Origin of the sequence: Nonomuraea sp. NPDC049480 (assembly GCF_044465905.1) — a bacterium.
GTDB lineage: Bacteria > Actinomycetota > Actinomycetes > Streptosporangiales > Streptosporangiaceae > Nonomuraea.
Window position 1 is genome coordinate 314,579 of record NZ_JBITMD010000003.1, and the last position, 24,270, is coordinate 338,848.

21 protein-coding genes are annotated in these 24,270 nt (G+C 69.0%); 15 read left to right on the plus strand and 6 right to left on the minus strand.

All coding sequences use genetic code 11. The annotated features are described in order from the left end of the window. Positions 1 to 45: 45 nt before the first annotated feature. From ACIBX3_RS11240 to ACIBX3_RS11285, 10 genes are all read left to right on the plus strand, one after another. Positions 46 to 1,551, plus strand: a complete 1,506-nt coding sequence (locus ACIBX3_RS11240) for a rhamnulokinase family protein (protein WP_397115604.1) — start codon at positions 46 to 48, stop codon at positions 1,549 to 1,551. After that, on the plus strand, positions 1,544 to 2,329 hold the full coding sequence (locus tag ACIBX3_RS11245) for a DeoR/GlpR family DNA-binding transcription regulator (RefSeq protein ID WP_397115606.1): 786 nt from the start codon (positions 1,544 to 1,546) through the stop codon (positions 2,327 to 2,329). The genes ACIBX3_RS11240 and ACIBX3_RS11245 overlap by 8 nt, the downstream gene beginning before the upstream one ends. Before the next feature lie 236 nt (positions 2,330 to 2,565). Continuing rightward, positions 2,566 to 3,630 (plus strand): ABC transporter substrate-binding protein, encoded by a 1,065-nt coding sequence (locus tag ACIBX3_RS11250; RefSeq protein WP_397115608.1) that lies wholly within the window; start codon positions 2,566 to 2,568, stop codon positions 3,628 to 3,630. A gap of 46 nt (positions 3,631 to 3,676) precedes the next feature. Beyond that, positions 3,677 to 5,218 carry a sugar ABC transporter ATP-binding protein gene (locus ACIBX3_RS11255; protein ID WP_397115610.1) on the plus strand — a complete coding sequence of 514 codons (1,542 nt, stop codon included), beginning with the start codon at positions 3,677 to 3,679 and terminating at the stop codon, positions 5,216 to 5,218. After that, complete coding sequence (locus tag ACIBX3_RS11260; RefSeq protein ID WP_397115612.1) at positions 5,211 to 6,170, plus strand: ABC transporter permease; 960 nt, start codon at positions 5,211 to 5,213, stop codon at positions 6,168 to 6,170. The genes ACIBX3_RS11255 and ACIBX3_RS11260 overlap by 8 nt, the downstream gene beginning before the upstream one ends. After that, a complete protein-coding gene (locus ACIBX3_RS11265; RefSeq protein WP_397115614.1) occupies positions 6,167 to 7,177 on the plus strand; it encodes an ABC transporter permease in 1,011 nt (336 codons plus the stop codon). Before ACIBX3_RS11260 ends, ACIBX3_RS11265 begins: the two co-directional genes overlap by 4 nt. Next, entirely contained in the window at positions 7,174 to 8,268 is a 1,095-nt protein-coding gene (locus ACIBX3_RS11270) for a Gfo/Idh/MocA family protein (RefSeq protein WP_397115616.1), read from the plus strand. The genes ACIBX3_RS11265 and ACIBX3_RS11270 overlap by 4 nt, the downstream gene beginning before the upstream one ends. Continuing rightward, positions 8,265 to 9,278 carry an ABC transporter permease gene (locus ACIBX3_RS11275; protein ID WP_397115618.1) on the plus strand — a complete coding sequence of 338 codons (1,014 nt, stop codon included), beginning with the start codon at positions 8,265 to 8,267 and terminating at the stop codon, positions 9,276 to 9,278. The genes ACIBX3_RS11270 and ACIBX3_RS11275 overlap by 4 nt, the downstream gene beginning before the upstream one ends. Next, on the plus strand, positions 9,275 to 10,024 hold the full coding sequence (locus ACIBX3_RS11280) for an ATP-binding cassette domain-containing protein (protein WP_397115620.1): 750 nt from the start codon (positions 9,275 to 9,277) through the stop codon (positions 10,022 to 10,024). The genes ACIBX3_RS11275 and ACIBX3_RS11280 overlap by 4 nt, the downstream gene beginning before the upstream one ends. Before the next feature lie 49 nt (positions 10,025 to 10,073). Next, a complete protein-coding gene (locus ACIBX3_RS11285; protein WP_397115622.1) occupies positions 10,074 to 11,030 on the plus strand; it encodes a sugar ABC transporter substrate-binding protein in 957 nt (318 codons plus the stop codon). A gap of 83 nt (positions 11,031 to 11,113) precedes the next feature. On the opposite strand, the gene ACIBX3_RS11290 is transcribed toward ACIBX3_RS11285, so the two are convergent. Then, positions 11,114 to 12,337, minus strand: a complete 1,224-nt coding sequence (locus tag ACIBX3_RS11290) for an oxygenase MpaB family protein (RefSeq protein ID WP_397115624.1) — start codon at positions 12,335 to 12,337, stop codon at positions 11,114 to 11,116. Positions 12,338 to 12,492: 155 nt separating this feature from the next. Between ACIBX3_RS11290 and ACIBX3_RS11295 the strand changes: the two genes are divergently transcribed. Then, positions 12,493 to 13,158: a TetR/AcrR family transcriptional regulator gene (locus ACIBX3_RS11295; protein ID WP_397115626.1), complete on the plus strand. Its 666-nt coding sequence runs from the start codon at positions 12,493 to 12,495 to the stop codon at positions 13,156 to 13,158. Positions 13,159 to 13,204: 46 nt separating this feature from the next. Here ACIBX3_RS11295 and ACIBX3_RS11300 read toward each other — a convergent pair whose 3' ends face one another. The 4 genes from ACIBX3_RS11300 to ACIBX3_RS11315 all read right to left on the minus strand — a co-directional run bounded on the left by ACIBX3_RS11300 (position 13,205) and on the right by ACIBX3_RS11315 (position 19,251). Then, the gene (locus ACIBX3_RS11300) at positions 13,205 to 13,447 is read right to left on the minus strand and encodes a hypothetical protein (protein ID WP_397115628.1); all 243 of its coding nucleotides are present in this window, start codon (positions 13,445 to 13,447) and stop codon (positions 13,205 to 13,207) included. Positions 13,448 to 13,769: 322 nt separating this feature from the next. Next, positions 13,770 to 16,592, minus strand: a complete 2,823-nt coding sequence (locus ACIBX3_RS11305; protein ID WP_397115630.1) for a glycosyl hydrolase family 95 catalytic domain-containing protein — start codon at positions 16,590 to 16,592, stop codon at positions 13,770 to 13,772. A 125-nt stretch (positions 16,593 to 16,717) separates the two neighbouring features. Then, positions 16,718 to 17,698, minus strand: a complete 981-nt coding sequence (locus tag ACIBX3_RS11310; protein ID WP_397115632.1) for an RICIN domain-containing protein — start codon at positions 17,696 to 17,698, stop codon at positions 16,718 to 16,720. Positions 17,699 to 18,561: 863 nt separating this feature from the next. Beyond that, entirely contained in the window at positions 18,562 to 19,251 is a 690-nt protein-coding gene (locus tag ACIBX3_RS11315) for a FadR/GntR family transcriptional regulator (RefSeq protein ID WP_397115634.1), read from the minus strand. A 219-nt stretch (positions 19,252 to 19,470) separates the two neighbouring features. Here ACIBX3_RS11315 and ACIBX3_RS11320 point away from each other — a divergent pair, with 219 nt between their 5' ends. The 4 genes from ACIBX3_RS11320 to ACIBX3_RS11335 all read left to right on the plus strand — a co-directional run bounded on the left by ACIBX3_RS11320 (position 19,471) and on the right by ACIBX3_RS11335 (position 23,725). Continuing rightward, entirely contained in the window at positions 19,471 to 20,748 is a 1,278-nt protein-coding gene (locus ACIBX3_RS11320; RefSeq protein ID WP_397115636.1) for an ABC transporter substrate-binding protein, read from the plus strand. A gap of 64 nt (positions 20,749 to 20,812) precedes the next feature. Then, the gene (locus ACIBX3_RS11325; protein ID WP_397115638.1) at positions 20,813 to 21,733 is read left to right on the plus strand and encodes a carbohydrate ABC transporter permease; all 921 of its coding nucleotides are present in this window, start codon (positions 20,813 to 20,815) and stop codon (positions 21,731 to 21,733) included. Continuing rightward, positions 21,733 to 22,560 carry a carbohydrate ABC transporter permease gene (locus ACIBX3_RS11330; protein ID WP_397115640.1) on the plus strand — a complete coding sequence of 276 codons (828 nt, stop codon included), beginning with the start codon at positions 21,733 to 21,735 and terminating at the stop codon, positions 22,558 to 22,560. The genes ACIBX3_RS11325 and ACIBX3_RS11330 overlap by 1 nt, the downstream gene beginning before the upstream one ends. Before the next feature lies 1 nt (position 22,561). After that, on the plus strand, positions 22,562 to 23,725 hold the full coding sequence (locus ACIBX3_RS11335; protein WP_397115641.1) for a mandelate racemase/muconate lactonizing enzyme family protein: 1,164 nt from the start codon (positions 22,562 to 22,564) through the stop codon (positions 23,723 to 23,725). 196 nt (positions 23,726 to 23,921) lie between these two features. On the opposite strand, the gene ACIBX3_RS11340 is transcribed toward ACIBX3_RS11335, so the two are convergent. Then, entirely contained in the window at positions 23,922 to 24,218 is a 297-nt protein-coding gene (locus tag ACIBX3_RS11340; protein ID WP_397115643.1) for an arabinofuranosidase catalytic domain-containing protein, read from the minus strand. Between the last annotated feature and the right edge of the window lie 52 nt (positions 24,219 to 24,270).

The window sequence follows — 24,270 nt, forward strand, 5'->3', positions numbered from 1 at the left end:
CCTTGCGGCACCTTCCGAGCGCCGTGAGCAGGATAGGCTCAGCCTGTGCCCACCTACGTCGCCGTGGACCTCGGGGCCGAGAGCGGCCGGGTGCTCGCAGGGGAGTTCGACGGCGAGCGTCTCGTGGTGAGCGAGGCCCATCGTTTTCCCAACGTGCCGGTTCGCATTCTCGGCGGGCTCCACTGGGACGTTCTCCGCCTGCTGGCGGAGACGCGTGCCGGGATCGGGCGTGTTGTCGGCGAGCGTCGGGTCGTCAGCGTGGGCGTGGACGCGTGGGGCAACGACTTCGGGCTGCTCGACCGCGATCAGCGGCTCGTGGCCAACCCCCGGCACCATCGCGACCCGTACACCGCCGGCCTGACCGCCCTGGTCTCCTCTCAGGAGCACTACGAGGTGTCGGGTGTGCAGCCGCTGCCCATCAACACCTCGTGCCAGCTGCTCGCGCACGCCGGGTCGCCGCTGCTGGACGCCGCCGATCGGCTGGTGATGTTACCGGACCTGTTCACCCTCTGGCTGAGCGGCGAGACGCTCACCGAGCGGACGATCGCGAGCACCAGCCAGCTCCTGGACGCCCGGACCGGCCGCTGGGCCGGCGACCTCATCGCCGGGCTCGGGCTGCCGTCGCGTCTGTTCGGCGGGGAAATCGTCGAGCCCGGCACGGTCGCCGGGCCGCTGCGGGACGAATCCGGGCGGCCAGGCGAGGCCGTCGTGGTCGCCGTGGCCGGTCATGACACCGCGTCGGCGGTTGCGGCGCTCCCCGTCGTCTCCGGTTCGAGCGGCTCCTCTGGCACAGTCGGGTACGTTTCCTGCGGCACGTGGTCGCTCGTCGGTGTGGAGACGGCCGAGCCCATCACCACCCCGGAGTCCCGGCTCGCCGGGTTCACCAACGAGGGCGGCGTGCTCGGCACCGTGCGGTTCCTGCGCAATCTCAACGGTCTTTGGCTGCTCCAGGAGTGCCGCCGAGCTTGGGGGACCGGCGCTTCGTATGCCGACCTGGTCGCCGAGGCCGAGGCTGCGCCGGCCTTCGGCCCGCTGATTGATCCCACCCACCTGGGCTTCCTGAAGCCGGAGGACATGCCGGCACAAGTCGCGGCGTTCTGCCGCGCGACGGGCCAGCCGGTGCCCGACGGCCGGGCCGCGATGGTGCGATGCATCCTGGAGAGCCTGGCGTGCTCCTACCGCCTGGTCCTGGAGCAGGCCGAGGAGCTGACCGGCCGTCCGGTGGAGGCCGTACACCTCGTCGGCGGCGGTGCCGCCAGCGACACGCTGTGCCGGCTTACCGCAGACATCGGCGGGCGCCCCGTGCTCGCGGGGCCGGTCGAGGCGACCGGTATCGGCAACCTCCTCGTCCAGGTCATGGCCCACGGGGGCATCGGTTCTCTGGGCGAGCTGCGCGAGGTGGTCCACCGGTCGTACCCGCCCCGGACATACCTGCCGGACAGTGAGCGCGAGCCGTACGATGCGACGTATGTCCGGTTCCGCCAATTGACCGCTGTTGACAACTTCTGGAGTAAAGTAGCGTCTCAGAGGTGCCTGACCATAGATGAGTGAGCCCGGTCCCATGCTGATCGCAGAGCGGCGACGCCGCATCCTGGAGCACGTGCATACGCACGGGTACGCCTCGTTCCGGGAGCTGGCCGGCGCGCTCGGCACCTCGGAGTCCACTGTCCGGCGGGACCTGCGGTCGCTGGTAGGCGAGGGCCTGCTGGACGCCACTCGGGGTGGCGTGACCCGGCCCGTCTTCCCCACGGCGTCGCGTCCGGCCTCCGCGGACGCGGTGGCGGCCGAGCGCGAGGCCATCGCCGCCCACGCCGCGACGCTCGTGAAGCCCGGCACCGCCGTCCTGCTCGGTCCCGGGCGCACCACCGCGGCGCTGGCCCGTCGGCTCGCCGAGCTGCCGGCCCTCACCGTCGTCACCAACTCCACCATGGTGGTCGAGGCGCTCATGGACGCGCCCCACGTCGAGGTCGTCGCGGTGGGCGGCACGCTGCGCCGGTCCATCCACGCCTTCGTGGGGCCGATCACCGAGCAGCACCTGGCGGGCCTGCGTGGCGCGCAGACCTTCCTGTCGGGCGACGGCGTCACCCCCGAGAGGGGACTGACCACGCCCAACGTCTTCGCCGCCGCCACCGACCAGGCCCTCGCCGCGGCCGGCCGCGAGGTCGTCGTCCTCGCCGACCACTCCAAGATCGGTCACGACACGATGTGCCAGACCGTGTCCACCGAGCGCATGAGTGTCCTGGTCACTGACCCGAAGGCGGAGTCCGTCATGGTGGACCGGCTTGTCGGCGCACAGGTCGACGTCCACATTGCTGACATGAACCGATGAGTTCTGACACGAACTGACATCTTTTCTGGTCGCGTAACGAGTCAGCAACACCCCTCCTCCGCCGTTGCCATATATAGCCAGCCTGCAGGCGTCCAAGCGGCCTACTGCCGCACGTTGTCCTGGCGACGCGTATTGACACATCGGTGACCGCCGTGGCTATCATCCTCCCAACTTCCTGTCAAAACAATGCAAATCATGGCAGGTGGTGCTCGTTCCCTCGGAAGGAGGGTCACTTGATGCCCCGCAGAATTACGGCCGCGGCCACTGCCGGCCTGCTTGCGCTCACGCTGAGCGCCTGCACCAAGTCCGTCGGCGACGGCCCCGCGGACGCCGGCGCGTCTGCCCAGCAGCAGGTGGAGGCGACCTCTGGAGACGCGTCGCTGTGCACTCCGGAGCGGTACGACGGCGGTGTGCCCAAGCTCGATCTGAAGAACGTCACCGTGGGGTTCGCGCAGTCGGAGAAGGAGGCGAACCCGTTCCGGATCACTGAGACGCGGTCGATCAAGGACGAGGCCGCTCGGCGGGGCGTCAAGCTGATCACGACGAACGCGCAGTCGGACCTCAACAAGGAGATCGCCGACATCCAGGGCATGATCGCCCAAGGCGCCAAGGTTCTGATCATCTCGCCGCTCAACTCCGAAGGGCTCGACCCCGCGCTCAAGGCGGCCCAGGATGCCAAAGTCCCGATCATGACGATCGACCGGCTGCTCACCACCAAAAAGGCCTGCGTCGACTACGTCGGCTGGATCGGCTCCGACTTCGTCAAGCAGGGTGCCCGAGCCGCCGATGCGATGATCACCGCGACGGGAGACAAGGGAGAGGTCGCGATCCTCCTCGGAGCCTCAGGGGTGAACGTCACCGTCGACCGGACCAAGGGGTTCAAGGATCAGCTCGCCGCGAAGGGCTCGGCGCTGAAGGTCGTGGCCGAGCAGACCGGCGACTTCACCCGTGAGAAGGGCCGCGCGGTCACCGAGCAGCTCATCTCCGCCAACCCCGGCATCAGCGCCATCTACGCGGAGAACGACGAGATGGCCCTCGGCGCCGTCGCCGCGCTCAAGGCGGCGGGCAAGAAGCCGGGAGACGTGAAGATCGTCACGATCGACGGCACTCGTGGTGCGGTCCAGGGCATCGTCGACGGCTGGATCGCCGCGGTCATCGAGTCGAACCCACGGTTCGGACCACTCGCCTTCCAGGCGCTCGAGGACTTCTACGCAGGCAAGGGCGTACCGGCGAAGACGATCATCTCCGACAAGGAGTACACCCCTGAGAACGCCAAGGCCGAACTGGCGAACGCCTACTGAGGCGGGGGCGGCCTGGACCGCCCCCACGACGTCCGGGAGCGGGCACATGAATGAACCGGTGTGCGAGGCGCACGCCATCTCCAAGCGGTTCGGCGGGACCCTCGCCCTCGACCAGGTCTCGTTGCGGCTCGACGCCGGCGAGGCCCACGCGCTGGTGGGAGAGAACGGGGCGGGAAAGTCGACGCTGATCAAGGTGCTCACCGGGGTGCACAGACCCGAGGACGGCACGATCCGCTACCTCGGCCAGCCGGTGTCCTTCTCCGGGCCCGCCGACGCCCAGGACGCCGGGATCAGCACGATTTATCAGGAGGTCGAGCTCGCCCCGCTGCTGAGCGTGGCCGACAACCTCTTCCTCGGCAGGGAGCCGATCACCCGCTTGAGGCTGCTCGACCGGTCGCGGCTGCGGCGCGAGGCCACCGAGGTCCTCGCCCGGTACGGCGTGGCCGTAGACGTCCGCCGGCCGCTCGGGGAGCTCGGTCTCGGCATCCGGCAGATGGTGGCGATCGCCCGTGCGGTCAGTGCCCGCGCCCGATTGGTGATCATGGACGAGCCGACCTCTTCACTGGCCCCGCGCGAGGTGGACCGGCTCGCGGATGTCATCGAGGTGCTGCGCGAGCAGGGCATCGCAATCCTCTACGTCACTCACAAGCTGGATGAGGTCTTCCGCGTCTGCCAGCGGGTCAGCGTGCTGCGCGACGGCCGTCTGGTCCATACCGGTCCCGTCCTGGAGACCTCCCGCATCGGCCTGGTCGCCGCGATGCTCGGCCGGCCGGTGGCCGAGGTGCGCCGCCACGGCGTGACGAGCTTCGGCGAGGCCCACGAGGTGGGCCGCGCCGCGCCGGTTCTACGGGCCGAGGACCTCGTGCGCGAGCACGCTCTGCACGGCGTCTCCGTCGAGGTACGCCCGGGCGAGGTGGTGGGACTCGCGGGCCTGCTCGGCTCCGGCCGGTCAGAAACGGTGAGAGCGGTGTTCGGCGCCGACCCCCTCGACGCCGGGTCGGTGGAAGTGGCGGGGCGCACCCGCCGACGCTGGAACCCCGCCATCGCCATCCGCTCGGGTGTCTGCATGGTGCCGGAGGACCGCAAGGCCCAGGGAATCGTGCCGGGGCTGTCGGTCCGTGACAACATCACGCTCGCGGCATTGCCCCGCCTGACCCGGGGCGGGCTGGTGTCCCGCCGGGCGCGGGACCGCATCGTCGACGCGTTCGTCCGCCGCCTCGGGATCAAGGTGTCGTCGCCCGACCAGAAGGTGGGCGAGCTGTCCGGAGGCAACCAGCAAAAGGTGCTGCTCGCCCGCATGCTATGTCTCCATCCCGCGGTGCTGATCCTCGACGAGCCGACGCGGGGCATCGACATCGGCGCCAAGGCGGAGATCCAGGCGCTCATCGACGAGCTCGCTCAAGAGGGCCTCGGCGTGCTCCTGGTGGCGGAGCTGGAGGAGATCGTGGAGGGCGCCGACACCGTCGTGGTCCTGCGAGACGGGACGGCGGCCGGCGTCCTGCGCGGCGCGGAGATCGGCGAGCGGCGGATCATGGAGCTGATCGCGGCCGTCCCGGACGGAGCTGCCGGTGGGCGGTTCGATGACTGAGCCGACCGTGGCCGGCCGCACGGGCGCGGCGGGGCGGGTGACCTGGCTGCCCGATTACGGGGTCTACCTCGCCCTCGGCCTCCTGCTGGCGTTCAACCTGGTGTTCACGCCGAACTTCGCCACAGTCGCGAACCTACGGCTCCAACTCGTCCAGGTGGCCCCGGTGGCCATCGTCGCCCTCGGCATGGCACTGGTGATCGGCACCGAAGGCATCGACCTGTCGGTCGGCTCCACGATGGCCATCGCGGCGGCGTTGCTGCCGCTCTACCTCGGCTACGGGCCCTGGCCCGCCGTCGCCGTCGCAGTGCTCGCCGGTGCGGCCGTGGGACTCGTGAACGGCGGGCTGGTCGCCTACGGCATCCAGCCGATCGTCGCCACCCTCGCGCTGCTCGTAGCCGGACGGGGGGTGGCGCTCGTGCTCGCGGACGGCCGGCTCGTCGAGATCTTCGACCCCACGCTGGCCGCCATCGGCGGCGGGCAGGTGCTGGGGATCCCGCTGCCCGTGCTCATGGCCCTGACGGTCGCCGCCGCCGCCGGGTTCGTCCTGCGCCGCGCCGCGTTCGGCCGCAGGCTGCTGGCCGTGGGAGGCAACCGGCCCGCGGCGCTCCTGGCCGGCCTGCCCGTACGGCGGACGCTGGTCGCCGTCTACGTGATCAGCGGGGTGCTCGCAGCGATGGCGGGAGTGCTCACGACCGGGCGGCAGAGCGCGAGCGACCCCTCGTTCACCGGGCTGCTGATCGAGCTGAGCGCCATCACCGCCGTGGTCGTGGGAGGCACGCCCCTTGCCGGAGGCCGCGTCCGGATCCTCGGCACGCTGATGGGGGCGCTGCTGATGCAGCTCATCATCGCCACGGTCATCCAGCACGACCTGCACGACTCGACCGCCCGGATGATCCAAGCGGTGATCATCGTGGCCGCCGTGTACGCGCAGCGGGACAGGAGCGGGACGTGACGACCGGACAGGCTGAGCGTGCCGCCTCTTTCTCTCCGGCGGCCGGCACCCGGCGGACGTGGCTGGCGGTCCTCGCCCGGCGGCACGGGGCCACCCTGGTGCTCGTCCTGGTGATCCTCCTCGGGTCGCTGACCTTCGGATCGAGCTTCACCGGCCCGGGGAACCTCAGCGCCATCGCGCTGGACGCCTCCTACCTGCTGCTGGTCGCGACAGGCATGACGTTCGTGATCCTCTCCGGCGGGATCGACCTGTCCGTCGGGTCCGTTCTCGCACTGTCCGGTGTCCTGGCGGCGTACGGCTCCCGCTGGGGGACGGCGGGCGCGGTCCTGCTGCCCCTGGCGGTCTGCGGGCTGATCGGCCTGGTGAACGGGCTGCTGATCGGACGGGCCCGGCTGGCGCCGTTCGTCGTCACCCTGGCGACCCTGCTGTTCGCCCGAGGGCTGGCCTTCGCGGTCTCCCAGGAGGGTAACCAGGTCTACATCATCCCGGCCGACCTGGCCCTCACCCGGATCGGACAGGCCAGTGTCCTCGGAGTCGGGGTTCCGGTGCTGATCGCCCTCGCGGTCTTCGCCGCGGCCGGCGTGGTGCTCAACCGCACCCGGTTCGGCCTGCGGGTCTTCGCCGCGGGGAACGGGGACGGGCACGCCGCCGAGCTCATGGGGCTCCCCGTGGCCCGCATACGGGTCCGGGTCTACGTGCTGAGCTCCCTGCTGGCCGGCCTCGCGGGAGTCCTCATCGCCGCACAGACGGCCTCGGGGCTGCCCACTCTCGGCGAGGGCAGGGAACTGGAGGCCATCGCGGCCGTCGTGATCGGTGGCACGCTGCTCACCGGCGGCGCCGGATCGCTCGGGGGGACCATCGCGGGCGTGCTGCTGCTCAAGGTGATCCAGAACCTGATCAACCAGGTGGGCACGCTCAGCTCCGCCTACCAGCAGGTGGTCAGCGGCACCTTCCTCGTCCTGGTCGTACTCGTCCAGGCCGCCCTGGCAAGGAGGAGACGACAGTGAACGGCAATCGGACCAGGGTCGCGGTGGTCGGCACCGGCGACTGGTGGGGCTTCCACCACGCACGCGTGTTCTCCGGCCGCGAGGACGCCGAGCTGCGCGCCATCGTAGGGCGGACCGAGCAGCGAACCGTCGAGCGCGCCCGGCGGTTCGGCGTGCGCCCCTATCTCGACGTGGAGGAGATGATCGTCCAGGAGCGGCCCGACCTGATCTCCGTGTGCCTGCCGAACGAAGACCACTTCGCCACCACCCAGCTGCTGGTCGAGGCGGGGATCCCGCTGCTGGTCGAGAAGCCGCTGGTCTTCTCGCTCGACGAGGCGGACGTCCTGATCGCCGAGGCAGAGGCCCGCCGGCTCTTCTTCGCCATCAACTTCAACCACCGCTACGCTCGTCCCGTACGGCTGGCGGCGGCGGCGATCGAGCGCGGCGAGCTGGGCCGGCTGGTCTTCGCGACCTGGCGATTCGGCGGAGAGGCGGGCACCAGCCGGCACCCTCACGCCAACCTCATCGAGACCCAGTGCCACGGCTTCGACATGGTCGAGCACCTGTGCGGCCCCATCGCGTCCGTGACGGCGCAGATGACCGGCGGACCGCCGTACACGACGATGGCGATCGCCGTGCGGTTCGCGAGCGGGGCGGTGGGAACGCTACTCGGCACGTACGACTCCTCGTACGCCTACCCGGGAACCCACCTGCTGGAGATCAACGGCACCCGCGGCCGGATCCTCGTCGAGGACACCGTCCGCCGCTACACCTACACGCCGGCCGGCGACGAGACGAGCCGGGTGTGGCAGGCGGGCTACTTCAACGACGACGACCGGGGCTTCCACGCCACCTTCGACCGGCACGTCGACGAGGTGCTCGCCGCCCTGCGCGCCGGCGATCCGCCGCCCGTCCACGCCCGCGCCGGGCGTCGCGCGCTCGAGCTCGCGCACGCCGTGATCCGCTCGTACGAGTCGGGGAAGCGGGTGGACACCGCCCCCAGCGAATCCCTGTCTGCCGGGAGCCGGGACGCGTCCCCGGACACCCCCTCCGGCCGGGTGCGGACGACGTCGCCGACCACTCACGACGACCCGTCCGGAGCGGTGACGTGACCGTCGAGGCGGGAGCCGTGCGCCGCCTGGGCAGCGATCCGCTGCGGCTCGCGCTGCTGGCCATCCGGCTCGGACCGGTGCTGATCCTGCTGCTCCTCGTCGTGATCATGAGCATGTTGTCACCCGCGTTCCTCACCATGCTCAACGTGGGCAACGTGCTGGCGCAGAGCGCGGTGATCGCGGTGCTCGCCATCGGGCAGCTCCTGGTGATCCTCACCAGGGGGATCGACCTGTCCGTGGGATCGACGCTGGCGCTCGCCTCCGTGATCGGGGCCCTGGTCTACTCCGCCGCACCGTCCGGACCGGTCGTCGTCCTCGCCATGCTGGCCACCGGCATGGCGGTCGGCGCGATCAACGGCATGGGCTACGTCCTGGGGCGGCTGCCCCACCCCTTCATCATCACGCTCGCCACCCTGAGCGCGGCGCGGGGCCTCGCCCTGTGGTTGTCGGGCGGGCAACCGCAGCAGGGCATGCCCGAGATCGTCCAGGCGACGGGCGGCGGCTCGGCGGGCTGGCTGCCGTATTCGGCCTTCCTGGTCGCCGCAGTGGCGCTGGCCGTCGTCCTGCTCACCACGCGGATGGTGTGGGGGCGCTGGATCTACGCCGTCGGCGGGAACCCGGAGGGAGCCCGGCGGGCGGCGATCCCCGTCGACCGGGTGGTGATCTCGGTGTACGTCCTGAGCGGCCTGGCCGCCGGGATCGCCGCGATCGTCACCTCCGGCCGGCTCAACGCCGGCTCCCCGACCTTCGGCGACCTGGCCGAGCTCGACTCGATCGCCGCCGTGGTCATAGGGGGCGCGAGCTTCCTCGGCGGCCGGGGCGGCGTGGGCAACGCACTCGTGGGAGCACTCATGATCGGGATCATCCGGAACGGCATGAACCTGCTCGACGTCGACGCCTTTCTGCAGCCGATCGTCATCGGCGTCGTCATCGTCATGGCCGTCGAGTCCGACGTCGTCCGAGGGCGGCTGGAAAGCCGCTTCCGCGTCGCGCAGGCGGTGCGGTCATGACGCCCGTCCTGGCCGTTCGCGGCGCCACCAAGCGCTTCGGCGCCGTTCTCGCCCTCGACGGCGTGGATCTGGAGGTGCGCGCCGGCGAGGTGCTCGCCCTCCTCGGCGACAACGGGGCGGGCAAGTCCACGCTGATCAAGTGCATCAGCGGCGTGCACCGGCTGGACGCGGGATCCATCGAGATGGGCGGGGTCGCGGTGACGACGGGCTCGCCCGCCGCCGCCCGAGCCCTCGGGATCGAGACCGTCTACCAGGACCTCGCGCTGTTCGACAATCTGGATCCCGCCGCGAACTTCTACGCCGGGCGGGAGTCCTCCGGGCCGCGCTGGCTTCCCCGCGGCCTGCGGCTGCTGCGCCGCCGGGACATGTCCCGGGCGACGGGCGAGTTGCTGACACGCCTCCAGGTCGGGATCGCCGACCCCCACGCCCCGGTCGGTCTGATGTCCGGAGGCCAGCGGCAGGCCATCGCCGTGGCCAGGGCCGCGGCGTTCGCGTCGAAGGTCGTGATCCTCGACGAGCCGACGGCGGCGCTCGGGCTGCGCGAGTCGAGGCGAGTGCTCGACCTCATCCTGCGCCTGCGCGAGGAGGGCCACGCCGTCATCGTCATCTCCCATGCCATGGACCACGTGATCGAGATCGCCGACCGAGCCGCGGTGCTGCGGCGCGGTCGCAAGGTCGGCGAGATGACGCCTACGCCGGACAACCGGCAGGCGCTCGTCTCGCTCATCGTCGGAGGCGACTCGTGACCTCCCTCCGGCGTTCCGCGCCACCGCCCTCCCGAAAGTGATGAGAACAATGGCTCCACACCTCCGGTCAGCCTCGCTGGCCCTCGCACTGGCGCTCTGTCTCGGCGCCTGCTCCACCGGCTCCGGTACGTCCACGACCGGGGCGTCTCCCGGCGCCGCCGAACCGATCAAAGTTGGCTTCATCACCAAGTTCCCGGTCGACTTCTACGACACCATGGTCGACGCGGTGAAGACCTGGAACCGCGACCACCCGGACGTCGAGGTCCTCTTCGGCCAGGGCAAGAGCGGCACGGACGACGAAGGCGAGACGGCCCAGATCGAGTCGATGCTCGCCAAGGGGGTCAAGGCCATCGCGATCACGCCGACCAGCCCCAACCTCCAGAACGTTCTGCAGAAGGCCGTGGACGCCGGAGTCAAGGTCGTCCTGGTGGACAACGACATCCCCGGCTGGGCAGGTAAGTCGTCGGTGGTGGCGACCGACAATCTCGCGGGCGGCAAGCTGGCAGGCGCCTGGCTCGCCGAGCGCGTCAAGCCCGGTTCGACGATCGCCGTGCTGCAGGGGCGGCTCGGCAACCCCTCGCTCGACGACCGCGTCACCGGCATGCTGTCCACGCTCGGTGACGGCGTCACCGTGGTCTCCAAACCCGCCACCGACTGCGACCAGACCAAGGGGCTCAACGCCGCCCAGGACATCCTGGCCGCTCATCCCGGCATCGCCGCCATCTACGGGGCCTGCGGGCCGCCGATCCTCGGCGCCCTCCAGGCCGTCAAGTCCGCCGGCAAGAAGCCGGGCGAGCTCGTGCTGGTGGGCTTCGACGCCTCACCGGGCGAGCTGAAGGCCATCACCGCAGGTGAAGTCGCGGCGTCCGTCGCCCAGTTCCCCGCCAAGATGGGCTCGATCGGCATCGAGACCGCGGTCGCCGCGGCCCGGGGCCAGAGGGTCCCGGCGATCATCGACACCGGCACCGAGATGGTGACGAAGGAGAACGTGGCCGGCTTCCAATGACGCCGCCAGAACGAGGCTTCGAGGAGGCTCTCGAGGCGACGGGCCGCAGACCTGTGGAACCGAGCGGCACCCCTGGACCGTGATCAGCTGGGCCGGTTGCCCGTCGGAATCACGATCTTGGTTTGTGCCCCCTTGGTGAGATAGTACGTGGTCCACTTCTTGACCATCTCGTCGAGGAGCCAGGCGGCGGCGGGCACCAGCGGCAGCCCGATCAGACCCTCCCGGAACTGCACCAATAGCGGCCAAGCGGTCTTGACCACCGGGTCCCACAGCGGCTCGCGTCGGATGCCGTTCCAGTCGGCCACCTGGTTGCCGGTGAGGTACCTGGAGAACGCGTTGACGAGAGGCTTGTCGATGCCGCCGGGGCTGGTCAGCTCAGCGAGCATGTCCCGCAGGATGGCGTTGAGCTCCACCCCCTCCCGGGTCGGCCCCATGTTCCTGGGCAGGACCAGGTCCGACTGGGCGTAGGAGGAGTCCCAGGTGGCGGGGAGGAACTCGTCCCTGATGCCGAGCATGTGCCCCAGCATCTGCACCGAGTGCAGGTACCCCGCGGCCTCAGTGGGGGAAATGCGCACCTTCCACTCCCGCATCCCGCGCATGGAGTAGGTCGCCAGGGTGTGCCACGTGACGAGCATGTCCTCCTGGCTGATCGGGATAGGGCCGGACCAGTGGGGAGACGACTTCAGCAGGTGCCGCACCGCCGCGTGCACCAGCCGGGTCTTCACGGCCTCGACCACGGCCGTGCCGCCGGCACCCCAGGCGTTCTGTGGTCTGACCGCGTACGCCAGGATGTTCGTCTTGGCGATCCGGTCTTTCAGATCCGCACCGCCCGCGGAGTAATAGACAGCGCGTGCCTCCTTGGGGATGGCGGTGGCCAGCATCCCGGCGCCGACAATGGTGAGGACGACGATGTAGTTCCCCTTGAGCGCGTGGAACCGCGCCCCGGCATCCAGCATGGTGGGGTCGGCCCACGACGGCAGCTGACGCGCCTGCTCGATGAAGGCCCGCAGATCCTCCGGCAGTCCCGCGGGCAGGGGCTGGTCGTTGCGGTTCCAGTCGTACAGCAGCCGGTTGACCTCGGGTATGGCACCGCGGTCGAGCAGTGAGGCGAGGAGCGGATCGGCCACGTCGTCCCACACCCATCGGGGGTCGGCGCCGCTGCCGGAACCTGCGATCGAACCACTGGCCGGCCAGGTCCAGTCGCCGGACAGGGAGTCCGCCTGGGCTGGGGAGACCATCCCTAACGCGCCGAGCGCTCCCAAGGCGGTGCCCGAGATCAGTGCCTCGCGCCTGCTCAACTCTGCCATGCTCTGCACTCCTTCGAGGTGGGGTCCCGCTCAGGGCATGCGAGAAAATGGATGATACTGAGAAACAAATCATGAATCTGTGTATCATCATCAGAGCACAGTGTGACGAGCATCACAAGACCGCGTTTGAGGCAGAATCCCTACAGGAGGTGATCGTGGAATCTGTGCTGTCCGGATTCATGGCGCCGTCGGACTCGTTGCTGGAGCGTGCCTACTTCGATGCCGTCGAGCGCGTCGACGACAGCGACGAGCTACGGACGCGCATCCTTGACGCGGCGTACGAGCAGTTCTGCCGGATGGGCATCAGGCGCTCCACCATGGAGGACGTCGCCCGGCTGGCGAAGGTGTCGCGGATCACGGTCTACCGGCGGTTCGACACCAAGGACACGTTGATCGAACACGTGGTGCGCCGGGAGTTCCGCCGCTATTTCGACCAGTTCCTCATCGACATCGAACAAGCCGGCACCGCTGCCGACAGGGTGGTGCTGGGCTTCGTGAGCTCATTGCGGGCCATTCGCGGCAACCCGCTGATCGGCGGACTCATCGCCACGGAACCGGACCTGCTGGTCCCCTCCATGACGGCTGACGGGGGTCAGACCCTCGCCACCGTGCGGCATTTCGTCGCCGGCCAGCTCCGCAGCGAGCAGCGTGCGGGCAACGTGTCGAGCAGCCTCGACGTCGAACTCGTGGCCGAGATGATGGTGCGGATCTCCACCTCTTTCCTGACGATCCCCAGTGCGATCATCAACCTGGACGACGACGAGCAACTGGCCGCGGTGGCCCGGCGGTTCCTCGTGCCCATGCTGGAGCCGCCGGCCTGAGCTTCAGTCTCGCGCCGGCTTCCCGAGGCCGGCCGCCCTACGCGGCCTACGCCATCAGCACCGGCGCCGTTCCCAGCAAGATCAATCCGCCCCTGGTTTCGCAAACGAGCACGTGGTAGCCGGGGGCGCTCCAGTAACAGCCGCCCCTGCGCCAGTTCGCGCCGTCGGGAGTGACCTCGTCCGGCAGCGTGCACGGCCCGAAGCGATGATCATGCACGGGCACGCAGGTCACCAGCGGCGCGTCGGCCATCCGCACCCACCTGGGCCGGGTCTTGTCGGTCTTGCTCATACGGTCACCTTCCGGCTCCGTGACGCCCCCGGGCTGGGGCCGTCATAAGAGCTGGTGCACCGTGATCACCTCCGACTTCGCACACGACGAATCGGGATCGAAAGCGACGTCGCCGCTCAGAGAATCTGATCTCGACACTACCGCGAACCACATCAGCAGCGCGGGTGACGGGCCCGGTCGGCCCGGCGGCGCCCGGCAACCAGGTGGTGACGATCCAGGCCATGCTGCTGATCCCCTTCACCGCGTTCCTGCCGGCCGAGGCCGTGCGCGCGTCCCGGGTGCCGGTGCGCGTTGGGTTGAGGTCTGCGAGGGGCGCCGGGTTTCACACGCCCGTAATGGTCCATTGGTTGTTGGTGTTGTTGTTCGGCGTCCACATGGCCACGGAGGACCCGACGGTTCTGTTGCCCATACCGTCGAGGGCCGTGCCGGTGCCGCGGTTGACGATCTGGTAGCGGCCGTTGCCCATGTCGCTGAGGCGCCACTGCTGGTTGTCGCCGCCGCTCCACGCCGCCTGCCTGGCGTTGGCGCCGTTGGCGGTGTTGCCCCAGCTGTCGGCGACCATGCCGTTGGCGCGGCTGACGATGCGGTACCACCCTCCGCCCAGGTCCACGAGCTGCCAGTGCAGGTTGGTGCTGCCGTCCCAGTTCCACTGCTTGAGGTTCGACCCGGAGGCGACATTCCCGCCGCTGTCCAGCACCAGGCCGGTGGTGACATTGGCGATCCGCACGTAGCTCGCCGGCGCGGGGCCGGACCCGGTCATGCGGTACGTACGACCGGCTTGGCCGGTCAGTCTGATGACGTCGCTCTCGGGTTTGTCGACGCTGACGGTACCGCCGGTCGTGGTGTCGACCACCTGGTAGGTTCCGGCGAACATCCGGCTGCGTACGCTGACCGTCCCGTCGCGGTCGAACCTGAGGAGGATCTCGGTGGCCCCGCCGGAGCTCCACGTCGCGTCCACGGTGTAGCCGCCGCGCCCCCGAAGCCCCTGCACCTTCCCGCTCGGCCAGGCCGCCGGCAGCGCCGGCAGCACGTGAAGCTCGCCGTTGTGGCTCTGCAGCAGCATCTCGGCGATGCCGGACGTCGCCCCGAAGTTGCCGTCGATCTGGAACGGCGGGTGCAGATCGAACATGTTCGGCGCGAGCCGGGCCGTCGTCACGAGGGCGCGGACCAGGTCGTGCGCCCGCGTGCCCTCCTCCATCCGCGCCCAGTAGTTGATCTTCCAGGCCAGCGACCAGCCCGTGCCGTCGTCACCGCGCAGTTCGAGGGTCCGCCGTGCGGCGGTGTACAGCGCGGGGGTGCCGCGCTTGGTGATCTGGTTGCTGGGGTGCAGGCCGTAGAGGTGGGAGATGTGCCGGTGGTTCGGCTCGGTCTCGACCCAGTCGTACAGCCACTCCTGGATGTTGCCGCGTGAGCCGACCTTCATGGGTGCAAGCCGGTCCCGGGTGGCCAGGACCTGCGCCCGGAAGCTCGCGTCCGTGCCGAGGAGCTCGGCGGCCTTGGCGCAGCCGTTGAACAGGTCCCGCAGGATCTGGTTGTCCATCGTGGGTCCGGCGCACACGCTGACGCCCGCGTGGTGGGTCAGTTCCGGGGAGTTCGACGGGTTCGTGACCAGATACCCCAGGCTTGGCTCCTGCACGAGGGTCTCCAGGAAGAACTGCGCCGCCCCCTTCATGGCCGGGTAGTACTGCCGGAGGAACTCCAGGTCGCCGGTGAAGAGGTAGTGGTCCCAGATCATGGTGGCCAGCCATGCGCCGCCGGTCTGCCACATGCCCCAGGTCGCGCCGTCGACGACCGAGCTGCCCCGCCACCCGTCGGTGTTGTGGTGGGTCACCCAGCCGCCGGCGTTGTACTGCACCCGGGCCGTGCGGGCGCCGCTGACCGTGAGGTCGTTGATCATCCTGAACACCGGCTCGTAGCACTCCGACAGGTTCGTCGTGTCGGCCGGCCAGTAGTTCATGGGCAGGTTGGCGTTGAGGGTGTACTTCGAGTCCCAGGACGGGGTCAGGGAGTCGTTCCAGATGCCCTGCAGGTTGGCGGGCTGGGTGCCCGGACGCGAGGAGGAGATCAGCAGGTAACGGCCGTACTGGAACAGCAACGCTGAGAACTGCGGGTCGTTGCTGTTGGCGTGCTGCGCGATCCGTACGTCGGTCGGCTGGTCGGCCGCCGCGGTGCGGCCGAGGTCGAGCGTCGTGCGCCCGAACAGCCGCTGGTAGTCGGCGACGTGCCGGCCACGCAGATCGTCGTAGGTTCTTGCGACGGCGGCGTTGAGGTGACGCCGGGCGATGCCCTGGTAGTCGCCGCTGACGTCCTTGTAGTTCACGTAGCCGGAGCCGATGGAGACCAGCACCGTCACGCTGTCGGCGGCCCTCACCTGCAGCGTGCCGCCGGAGCTGGTGACACTGCCGCCTTCGGTGACGGCCCGGGCCAGTGCCAGGAACCTGACTTTGCCGGACAGACCCCTCTGGTCGCCGGAAAGGCCGTCCAGCGCCACCGTCGTGCCGTCCGGACTGGACCGCGTCGTCCGCTGCGGGCTGTCGAACGTCGCGGAGAAGGTGATGGAGCCGGGCCTGTCGGCGGTCAGGCGGAGGGCGATCACCTGATCCGGCGCGCTCGCGAGCACCTCGCGCTGATACCGCACGCCGTTCTGCAGGTACGTCACCGTCGTGGTGGCCGTGGTCAGATCCAGCCAGCGGTTGTATTCCGAGACGCCGGTGGCGCTGCCGAAGGTCAGCCGCAGGTTGCCCACGGGCTGGTACGCCAGCTGAGCCGAAGGATTGCCCAGCATGTTCTGGTCGATCAGGCTCTGGGCCTGGCTCCACTGGTTCTGGAAGACCAGCTGCCGGATCTGCGGCAGCGCCGCCGCACCCCTCGTGTTGCTCTGGTCGTACGGCCCACCGGCCCAGATGGTGTCCTCGTTGAGCTGCAGCCTCTCGGTGTCGACGTTGCCGAACACCATGGCGCCCAGGCGGCCGTTTCCGATCGGAAGCGCACGCAGCCAGTCCGTACCGGCGCTTTCGTCGTACCACAGCGCCAGATCGTTCGCGGCGCGCACCTGCGGAGGCGGCACCGACGCGGCCCGGGCAGTCGCCGTCCACTGTCCCGGCAACAGCGCGGCTCCAGCTCCAACCGCGCCGAATCTCAGCACTTGTCTTCGCGATAAATCAGCCATTTCGGTTCTCCAAGCCCATGGGGGTTGCGGGCGGAAGGCATCGCCGGGGCGATGAGTGGCCCCGGCGATGGCGCGTCGTCAGCTGTCACAGGCTGTCAGTATCAGACGCTGGTCCACTTCTGGTTGGTGCCGCTGTGGCAGGTCCAGATCTGCACCCTGGTGCCGTTGGCGGTGCCGGACCCGGACACGTCCAGGCACTTGTTCGCCCCGACGGCGGTGATGGTGCCGTCGGCGTTGAGGCGCCACTTCTGGTTGTTCTGGCCGTTGCAGTCCCAGATGATCACCGCGGTGCCGTCCGCCGTCCCGGCCCCGTTCACGTCCAGGCACTTGCCGCCGTAGACCCGCAGCTCACCGGAGCCGGTGGAGGTCCACTGCTGGTTGGCCTGCCCGTTGCAGTCCCAGATCTGCACCTGCGCGCCGTTCGCCTGCGACACCCCGGCGACGTCAAGGCAGCGTCCCGACCCCGCACCCTTGAGCGCGTTCCCCGGCGGAGTTGGGTTGCCGCCTCCGAACTGCGCGAAGAATTCCCACACCACTGGCCTGGTCCAGGAACGCTCGCCGGGTTCGAAGTCGCCAGGCCTCCCGTCCACGGGACCGGGGGTGTGGCCCGCGTCGAACGCCGCCCATGCGACCGGATACCCGGCCCGGCACCCCGAGTAGTTGGTGACGATGTGCGTCAGGCTGCCCTGCGCCGGCTCCGGCGGGTTCTGGGGCGTGCAGCCGTTGTTCCTGACGAACCTGTCACGCAGCGACCGGCCCGCGGAGATGTTGAGCACCCCGTCCCTGAGGCCGTGCAGTCCGATGTACGCGACGGGCTCGGTGCCGCCGCTGCACCCGCTGAGCTGCCCGCCGGCGTAGACCGCCACCGCGCGGAAGACCGTGGCCCGGGCGCACGCGAGCGCGTAGCTCATGCCACCGCCGTAGCTGAAGCCCAGGGCGAAGCGCAGGGAGGTGTCCACACAGAGGTCCGCCTCGATCCGCCGGATCATGTCGTCGACGAAGGTGACGTCCTCGCCGCCCGAGTTGGCCCAGCCGTTGTTGATGCCCTGAGGCGCGACGAAGATCGCGGTGTTGTTCGACAATGCCCTGAGCCCGTAATAGGACCAGGGATACCCACTGGTTCCGCCCGAGTCGACATCGTTGGCGGTGCCCCCATTCCAGTGGAATCCGAAAATCAACCGGTATGGGTTTGCGTTGTTGTAGTTGTCCGGAATTCTCAGGATGAAACTGCGATTTTTCCCGCTGGTCGTCATCGACTGCGTACCGCTTCTCAGCGTCGGAGTCTTGCCGCATCCCGCGGTGGGCGCGAGAGCGCTCTGTTTTGCGAGCGACGGGGTCGCGCTGTCGCCCAGCGCCGTTTGAGTCGTGGTCAGGACGACGAGCAGTGCCGTGGTCGCGATGACGGTTAAGAGGGACCTAAGCCTCGACATCACGCAAATTCCTTTGCCGTTCTCGTGGTGACACACGCAAAATGGGAAGCCACTTCCTCCACCTTTCCGGCGGCTAGGCCGTCGGCGGCCGGCGTTTCTCGTCTCCGACTCGGTGAATACCGGGTCGACGCGGCGCGCCGCGTTCTGCCGATCGAAATTCGTCGGCTCGGCGCATATCGGCCGGCCGGTCGAGCAGTCAAAGTGTTAGCGCTCACTCAACGCCGCCGTAATCGGATCTCCTTTCTTCCGCGCGGTGTTGGAGGCGACGGTGCAGCGGAGCAAATATGACCGTGACTAGGCCTGTCAAGGCTCGGCCTTGTCGACGTTGGGTGCCCCTCGTCTGAGACACCCCGTCGATCCCGCGTCTGGCCAGGGGAAGCGGCCGTCGTCACCACGGACGTGCCGCGATGAAACTTTCACGGTCCGTCAATCGAATCGTTTCGTATGAAAAAGCCGGCCGGCTGCCCCCTGCCCTGCCCGGGCGGGGTGGCCGGTCTCACGGGGTGCGTCCGGTGCTAACGCCGCAGCCGTACGGGATCGGCCGTTCCGCTGCGGCGGACGATCCAGGCCTCGGTGATGTGATTGAACATCGCCTCGGCGGCGCCCTCGGGATCGTGGGCGGCGATGCGTTCGTAGATGCGGCGATGGCCGAGGTTCGACGCCACGCACAAGGCCCGCTCGGTCCGGCCCATGTAGCGGGCGGTGTTGAAGACCTGGCTTTCCAGCGACCGTACGACGCCACGAGCGATGCGGTTGCCCGACGCCTGCATGATCGTGTCGTGGAAGGCGCGGTCGCCTTCGGCGTACGTGGCCGGGTCGTCCACGAGCTCGTCCATCCGATCCACCAGGGCGCGCAGTTGCTCCACAGTGTCCGGCCCGGCCAGGCGGGCGGCGACGTTCGCCATGTCGGACTCCAGTACGCGCCGTGTGACGACGAGGTCGTCGAGAATCGTCAGGCTCGCGTCCTCGACGATGGTCGCGGCGAGGACGAGCTCGTCGAGCATGTCCCACATCGCCGGTGGGGTCACCATGGTGCCGGAGCCCTGGCGGACCTGTACCAGCCCCTTCTCCTGCAGGACTTTCACTGCTTCCCGGACGACGGTACGGCTCACGGAGAAGGCCTCGCACAGCGCGGGCTCGGGGGGCAGGGGCGTGCCCGGCGGGTGCACACCGCGAACGATGCGCTCCACCAGCTCGGCTGTCACCGCTTTGGCGAGACTGGCAGGGCGTCGTACCCAGGCCGGTGGCACCGGGACACTGCCGGCCGTTTCCTCCGATGCCGTCATATCCCCCTCCGGGTGGCCTGGCACGTGACAGCGCCACCGCGTCAGTATACGTGAGCTGTCTTGACCTAAGACGTCATACGAATTATGTTTCCCCGGGAGACGGCCGGTCCAGGTGCCGCTTTCGGAAAGTGAGCAGCGATGAAGCAGCGGGCGTTGTGGTCGGCCGTGATGGTCGTGGGACTGGCCGTGGCCGGCTGCGGAAGCGCGACCCGGACGGAGTCCCCGTCCGCAGAGTCGCCGCAGAAGCAGCAGAAGCTCGTGGTCTGGGACTGGAAGTCCGGTGAACCGGTCGCCGCCGCCTACATCGAGAAGGCGAAGGCCGACTTCGCCAAGCGGCATCCGGGGGTCACCGTCGAGTTCGTCGCCCAGCCGTTCGACCAGTACTACACCCTGCTCGGCACGGCGATCCAGTCCAGCAAGGGGCCCGACGTCATGCTCTTCAACGGGGGCGGCCAGATCCGCGACCGGGTCAGCGCACTCCTTCCGCTGGACCAGTACGTGGCCGAGGACAAGAGCCGGCTGGCGGGCTGGGACGCGTTCAGCAAGGACGGCAAGATCTACGCCGCACCGGTGACCTTGCAGGGGCACCCGATCTACTTCAACAAGACGCTCTACGAGAAGGCCGGTCTCGACCCGGCGAACCCGCCCAAGACCTGGAACGAGTTGGTCAGCGGCTGCGCCGCCATCAAGAAGGCGACCGGGGCCACGTGCTTCGCGCTCGGTAACAAGGAAGGCTTCGGAATCCAGTTCTTCATGTCGGGCCTCGGATCCGGCATCCTGACGCCTCAGGAGTACGACGACTGGATCGCCGGGAAGCGCGACTGGACCTCTCCTCACGTGAAGCGGATCTTCGAGCTCTGGAAGGACACCGGCGACAAAGGGCTGAACAACGACGGCGCCAACTCCACCGCGATGTTCACCGACATCTTCAGAGTCTTCGAGACCGGTAAGGCCGCTCACATCATCGGGCTGATGTCGGACATCGGGCACTGGAAGGATTTCGGCGAGTTCCTGCCGCCCGACAAGATCGGTGTCATGCGGGCCCCCGTCGTCGCCGACGGAGCCACCCCGAGCCTTCCGTACGACGGCGGCATCGGCTACGCGGTCGCGAAGTGGACGAAGGACCCGGAGCTGGCCGCCGATCTGGTGCGATCCCTGACCTCGACCGACGCCTTGACGGCGTTCTACTCCAAGGCCGGCGCGATCGCGTCCGACACCACGATCGACGTCTCCCAGGCCGGCCCGGCCGTCGCCACGATCGTGTCCGAGATCAAGACCGGCAAGCCCGCCCTGCACGTGGCCTTGTCCTCCAAGACCCTGGACCTGATGGGAAGACTGTCCCAGCAGCTCCTGAGCGGGTCGACCACCGTGGACAAGGCCGTGAAGCAGCTGGCCGCCTCCGACCGGAAGAGCTGACCGCGTGCCCATCGGAGGTCCATCGTCCTTGGCGGCCGGCTCCGGGCAGGCCGGCGGAGCGACCGTGAAGCAGCGGGAAAGCCGCGGGGGCGCCCACACGGCTGCCCGGCCACCAGGACGAGGGGCGCGCGCCGAGCGCCTCGCGCCCTACGTCCTGGTGGCCCCGGCCGTACTGATCATCGTGGTGCTGCGGCTGTGGCCGCTGGTCCTGGGGGTCAACTTCTCCTTCACGGGTGACGACGAGCTCAACGGAGCCCCCGTCGGCCTGAGCAACTACCTGGAGCTGGCCGGCGACCCGTTGTTCCGCACCTCGCTGGGCAACGTCGGGCTGCTGGTGCTGCTGCTTCCCGTGGCGGTGGCGATTCCGGGTCTGCTCGCGACCTTCATCTATCTGCGCGTTCCGGGGCACCGGGTCTACCGCAGCGTCTATTTCTTCCCGGCTGTGCTCTCACCGGTGATCGTCGGCGCGATCTTCAACCTCATGCTCGGGTTCGACGGCCCCTTGAACGCCGCCCTCGGGGCGATCGGCGTCGGCCCGGTCGACTGGCTCGGCGATCCGCGCATCGCCATGTTCACCGTCGTCGGCGTGCACATATGGGCGACGTTCGGGATGGCCCTGGTGGTGTTCCTCGCCGGATTCAGCACTCTGGACGCCGCGCTGCTGGACGCCGCCCGCGTGGACGGCGCGTCGCTCCGCCAGATCATCTGGCACGTGATCATCCCGAGCCTGACGCGCACCATTCAGTTCGTCTTCGTGACCACGATGATCGGGATGCTGACGTCCATGTTCGGCCTGCTCTTCATCATGACCAGCGGGGGCCCGGAGGGATCGACCTACCTGCCGGAGTTCTACATCTGGCACCAACAAGGACAGATGAACCGGCCGGCGCTCGCCTCGGCCGCCTCGACAGTCCTCTTCGTCGTCATGCTCGTGGCAGGGCTCCTGCAGATCACTCTGCTCCGCCGCGCGGGAAGGCAAGACTGATGCTCGGCATGCGTCTGGCCAGGTGGATGGCCGCCGTTCCGATGGCCGTCCTCGCGCTGGCGACGATCTATCCTCTCGTGTTCACCGTCAACGTCGCGATGAAGACCCGGCGCGACTACATCCTGGACCGGTTCTCCCCGGCGGATTCCCTGCGCTGGGACAACATCGCCGAGGCGTGGGTCAACGCCGGAATGGCGCGGTATTTCGTCAACTCGTTCATCGTCGTGGCATGCGCCGTGTTCCTGCTGCTGCTGTTGGGGTCGATGGCCGGCTTCGCGCTGAGTCAGCTGCGGTTCCGAGGTTCTTCGGTGATCTTCCTGGGCTGTCTCGCGGGGTTGTTCATCCCGTTCCAGGTGATCATGGTGCCGCTCACCAGGGTCATGGCCGACAGCGGGCTCGTCGACACCTACCCGGGACTGATCCTGGCCTACGTCGCGCAGTTCCTCCCGTTCACCGTCTTCCTGATGACGAGCCACTACAGGACCATTCCGGCCGAGATCGTCGACGCGGCCAGGATCGACGGGAACACGGTGTACGGCGTGTACCGGCGGATCATGCTTCCACTGGGCGTTCCGGCGCTGCTGTCGGTCGGCATCCTCGACGCCTTGTTCTGCTGGAACGACGTGCTCATCTCCCTGCTCATGATGCCGTCACCCGAGCATCGCACCCTCATGATCGGGGTCAACGCGCTGCGCGGGCAGTATTCCGACGACATCCCCACCTTCGCCTCGGGAGTCCTGATCGCCGCGATCCCCGTGCTGATGATCTATCTGCTCCTCCAGCGCCAGATCGCCGACGGCGTCACCGCCGGTTCCACGAAAGGCTGACATGCGGATCACGGGGTATCGCACCACGACGACGGTCCAGGAATGGGGCCGTCCCGTCGGCGACGCCAACGGCGTCTTCGCCGACGGAGTCGTCTCGGTGCCGCTCGTCATGGTGGACACCGACGAAGGGATCACCGGCATCGGCCTCGGGCCGCACGTGGAGATCGACGCCGTCTTCGCCGCGATCGAGGGCGAGGATCCGCGCGGCGTGACGGCGCTCTACGACCGCATGCTGCGGCAGACCTTCAAGGCGGGCCACGCCGGCGCCGTGTTCGGCACGATCGGCGCACTCGACACCGCCCTGTGGGACATCAAGGCACAGGCGGCCGGTGAACCGCTCTGGCGTCTGCTGGGCGGACGCGACCGGCGGGTGCCCGCCTACGCCTCGGGCCTCGACATCAGCCTGACCGACGACGAACTCGTCTCGGTCTACCAGGTCTATGCCCAGCACGGTCTACGTGCGGCCAAGATCAAGGGCGGCCTCGACATCGAACGCGACCGGCACCGCCTGACGCTGGTACGGGACGTCCTGACCGAGGCCGGGCAGGGATCGCGGCCGGGCCTGATGCTCGACGTGAACGAGGCATGGACCCGCAAGCAGGCGGTCCGGCACGTCTGCGAGCTCGAACGCACCCTGGATCTCACGTGGATCGAAGAGCCGGTCCGGCGGTGGGACGCCGAAGGCCTGGCCGTCGTCGGTCGCGGGATCCGCGCCTCCGTCGCCACGGGGGAGAACCTCACCGGGCTCGAGCAGTTCCGTCCGCTGCTGGCCGCGGGAGGCGTCGACATCGTCCAGACGGCCGTGGTCTGGGGGGTGTCCCACTTCCTCCGGGTGTCCGCCCTGGCGCACGCCCATGACCTGCCGGTCAGCCCGATCGGCGCCTCGCCGGTCGCGCTGCTGCACGCCGCGACGTCGGTGCCGAACCACCTGGCGAGCGAGTTGCAGGACCTGCACCCGCCGCTCGGAATGTCGCTCGACCTGTATGTCGAGGACGGCGCGTTCATCCTCGGAGACTCGCCGGGTCTCGGCATCACGATCGACGAGCACGCGATCAACGCCTTCACCCGCCGGCCGAACGGCAGGGCCGCCGAGGGCCCCAACATCCGGCCGGAGCACGCCGGACGACGGCTGCTGGCGGTCACCGGCAGCTTCCATCAGGCCTAGCGAAGGACCGTCCGGGTTCATCCGGCAGGAAGCGAAGGAGTCACCAGCTCTGGTGTCTTGCGCCTGAAATTCGCCGGATGACGCCCGCCGTCGCCCGTGCCCCCGGCGTCGTCCGAACGTCGGCCACCGCTTCCCCCTGCCGGGCGGAGTAGGTGGCTGACGTCCGGATTTGCCGAGGGTTCTGTCCTGGACCGGGTCAGCGATAGCCGGCGGCGATGATGCCGGCCTGGACGGCGTTCTCCGTGGCGTCGGTGGGATAGCCGGCGACCATGGCTCCCTCGTAGAAGGTGCCCGCGCTGAGGTTGGCGCCGCCGTCGGGCTTGCAGCAGTCGCCGCCGCTGCCCAAGACGATGGCCCCCTGCTTCTTCATCGGGCTGTAGCCGTTGGGGAGCGGCCCGTCGTACAGGGTGTACAGGTTGCCGGGCGAGGCGGAGACGGCCGCGCTCGGGAATCGCGCGGGGCCTCGCCGGAGACGGCAGGAGACAGTACGCACCCGTCTGATGCGGGCCGGGGACCGGACTGCCCCGATCGCGGAACAGCGCGAG

Excerpts from the sequence above, each read along its gene's own strand:
- ACIBX3_RS11245 (WP_397115606.1), top strand. The coding sequence starts at position 1,544 with ATGAGTGAGCCCGGTCCCATGCTGATCGCAGAGCGGCGACGCCGCATC.
- ACIBX3_RS11250 (WP_397115608.1), top strand. The coding sequence starts at position 2,566 with ATGCCCCGCAGAATTACGGCCGCGGCCACTGCCGGCCTGCTTGCGCTC.
- ACIBX3_RS11255 (WP_397115610.1), top strand. The coding sequence starts at position 3,677 with ATGAATGAACCGGTGTGCGAGGCGCACGCCATCTCCAAGCGGTTCGGC.
- ACIBX3_RS11260 (WP_397115612.1), top strand. The coding sequence starts at position 5,211 with ATGACTGAGCCGACCGTGGCCGGCCGCACGGGCGCGGCGGGGCGGGTG.
- ACIBX3_RS11280 (WP_397115620.1), top strand. The coding sequence starts at position 9,275 with ATGACGCCCGTCCTGGCCGTTCGCGGCGCCACCAAGCGCTTCGGCGCC.
- ACIBX3_RS11285 (WP_397115622.1), top strand. The coding sequence starts at position 10,074 with ATGGCTCCACACCTCCGGTCAGCCTCGCTGGCCCTCGCACTGGCGCTC.
- ACIBX3_RS11290 (WP_397115624.1), bottom strand. The coding sequence starts at position 12,337 with ATGGCAGAGTTGAGCAGGCGCGAGGCACTGATCTCGGGCACCGCCTTG.
- ACIBX3_RS11300 (WP_397115628.1), bottom strand. The coding sequence starts at position 13,447 with ATGAGCAAGACCGACAAGACCCGGCCCAGGTGGGTGCGGATGGCCGAC.
- ACIBX3_RS11320 (WP_397115636.1), top strand. The coding sequence starts at position 19,471 with ATGAAGCAGCGGGCGTTGTGGTCGGCCGTGATGGTCGTGGGACTGGCC.
- ACIBX3_RS11330 (WP_397115640.1), top strand. The coding sequence starts at position 21,733 with ATGCTCGGCATGCGTCTGGCCAGGTGGATGGCCGCCGTTCCGATGGCC.
- ACIBX3_RS11335 (WP_397115641.1), top strand. The coding sequence starts at position 22,562 with ATGCGGATCACGGGGTATCGCACCACGACGACGGTCCAGGAATGGGGC.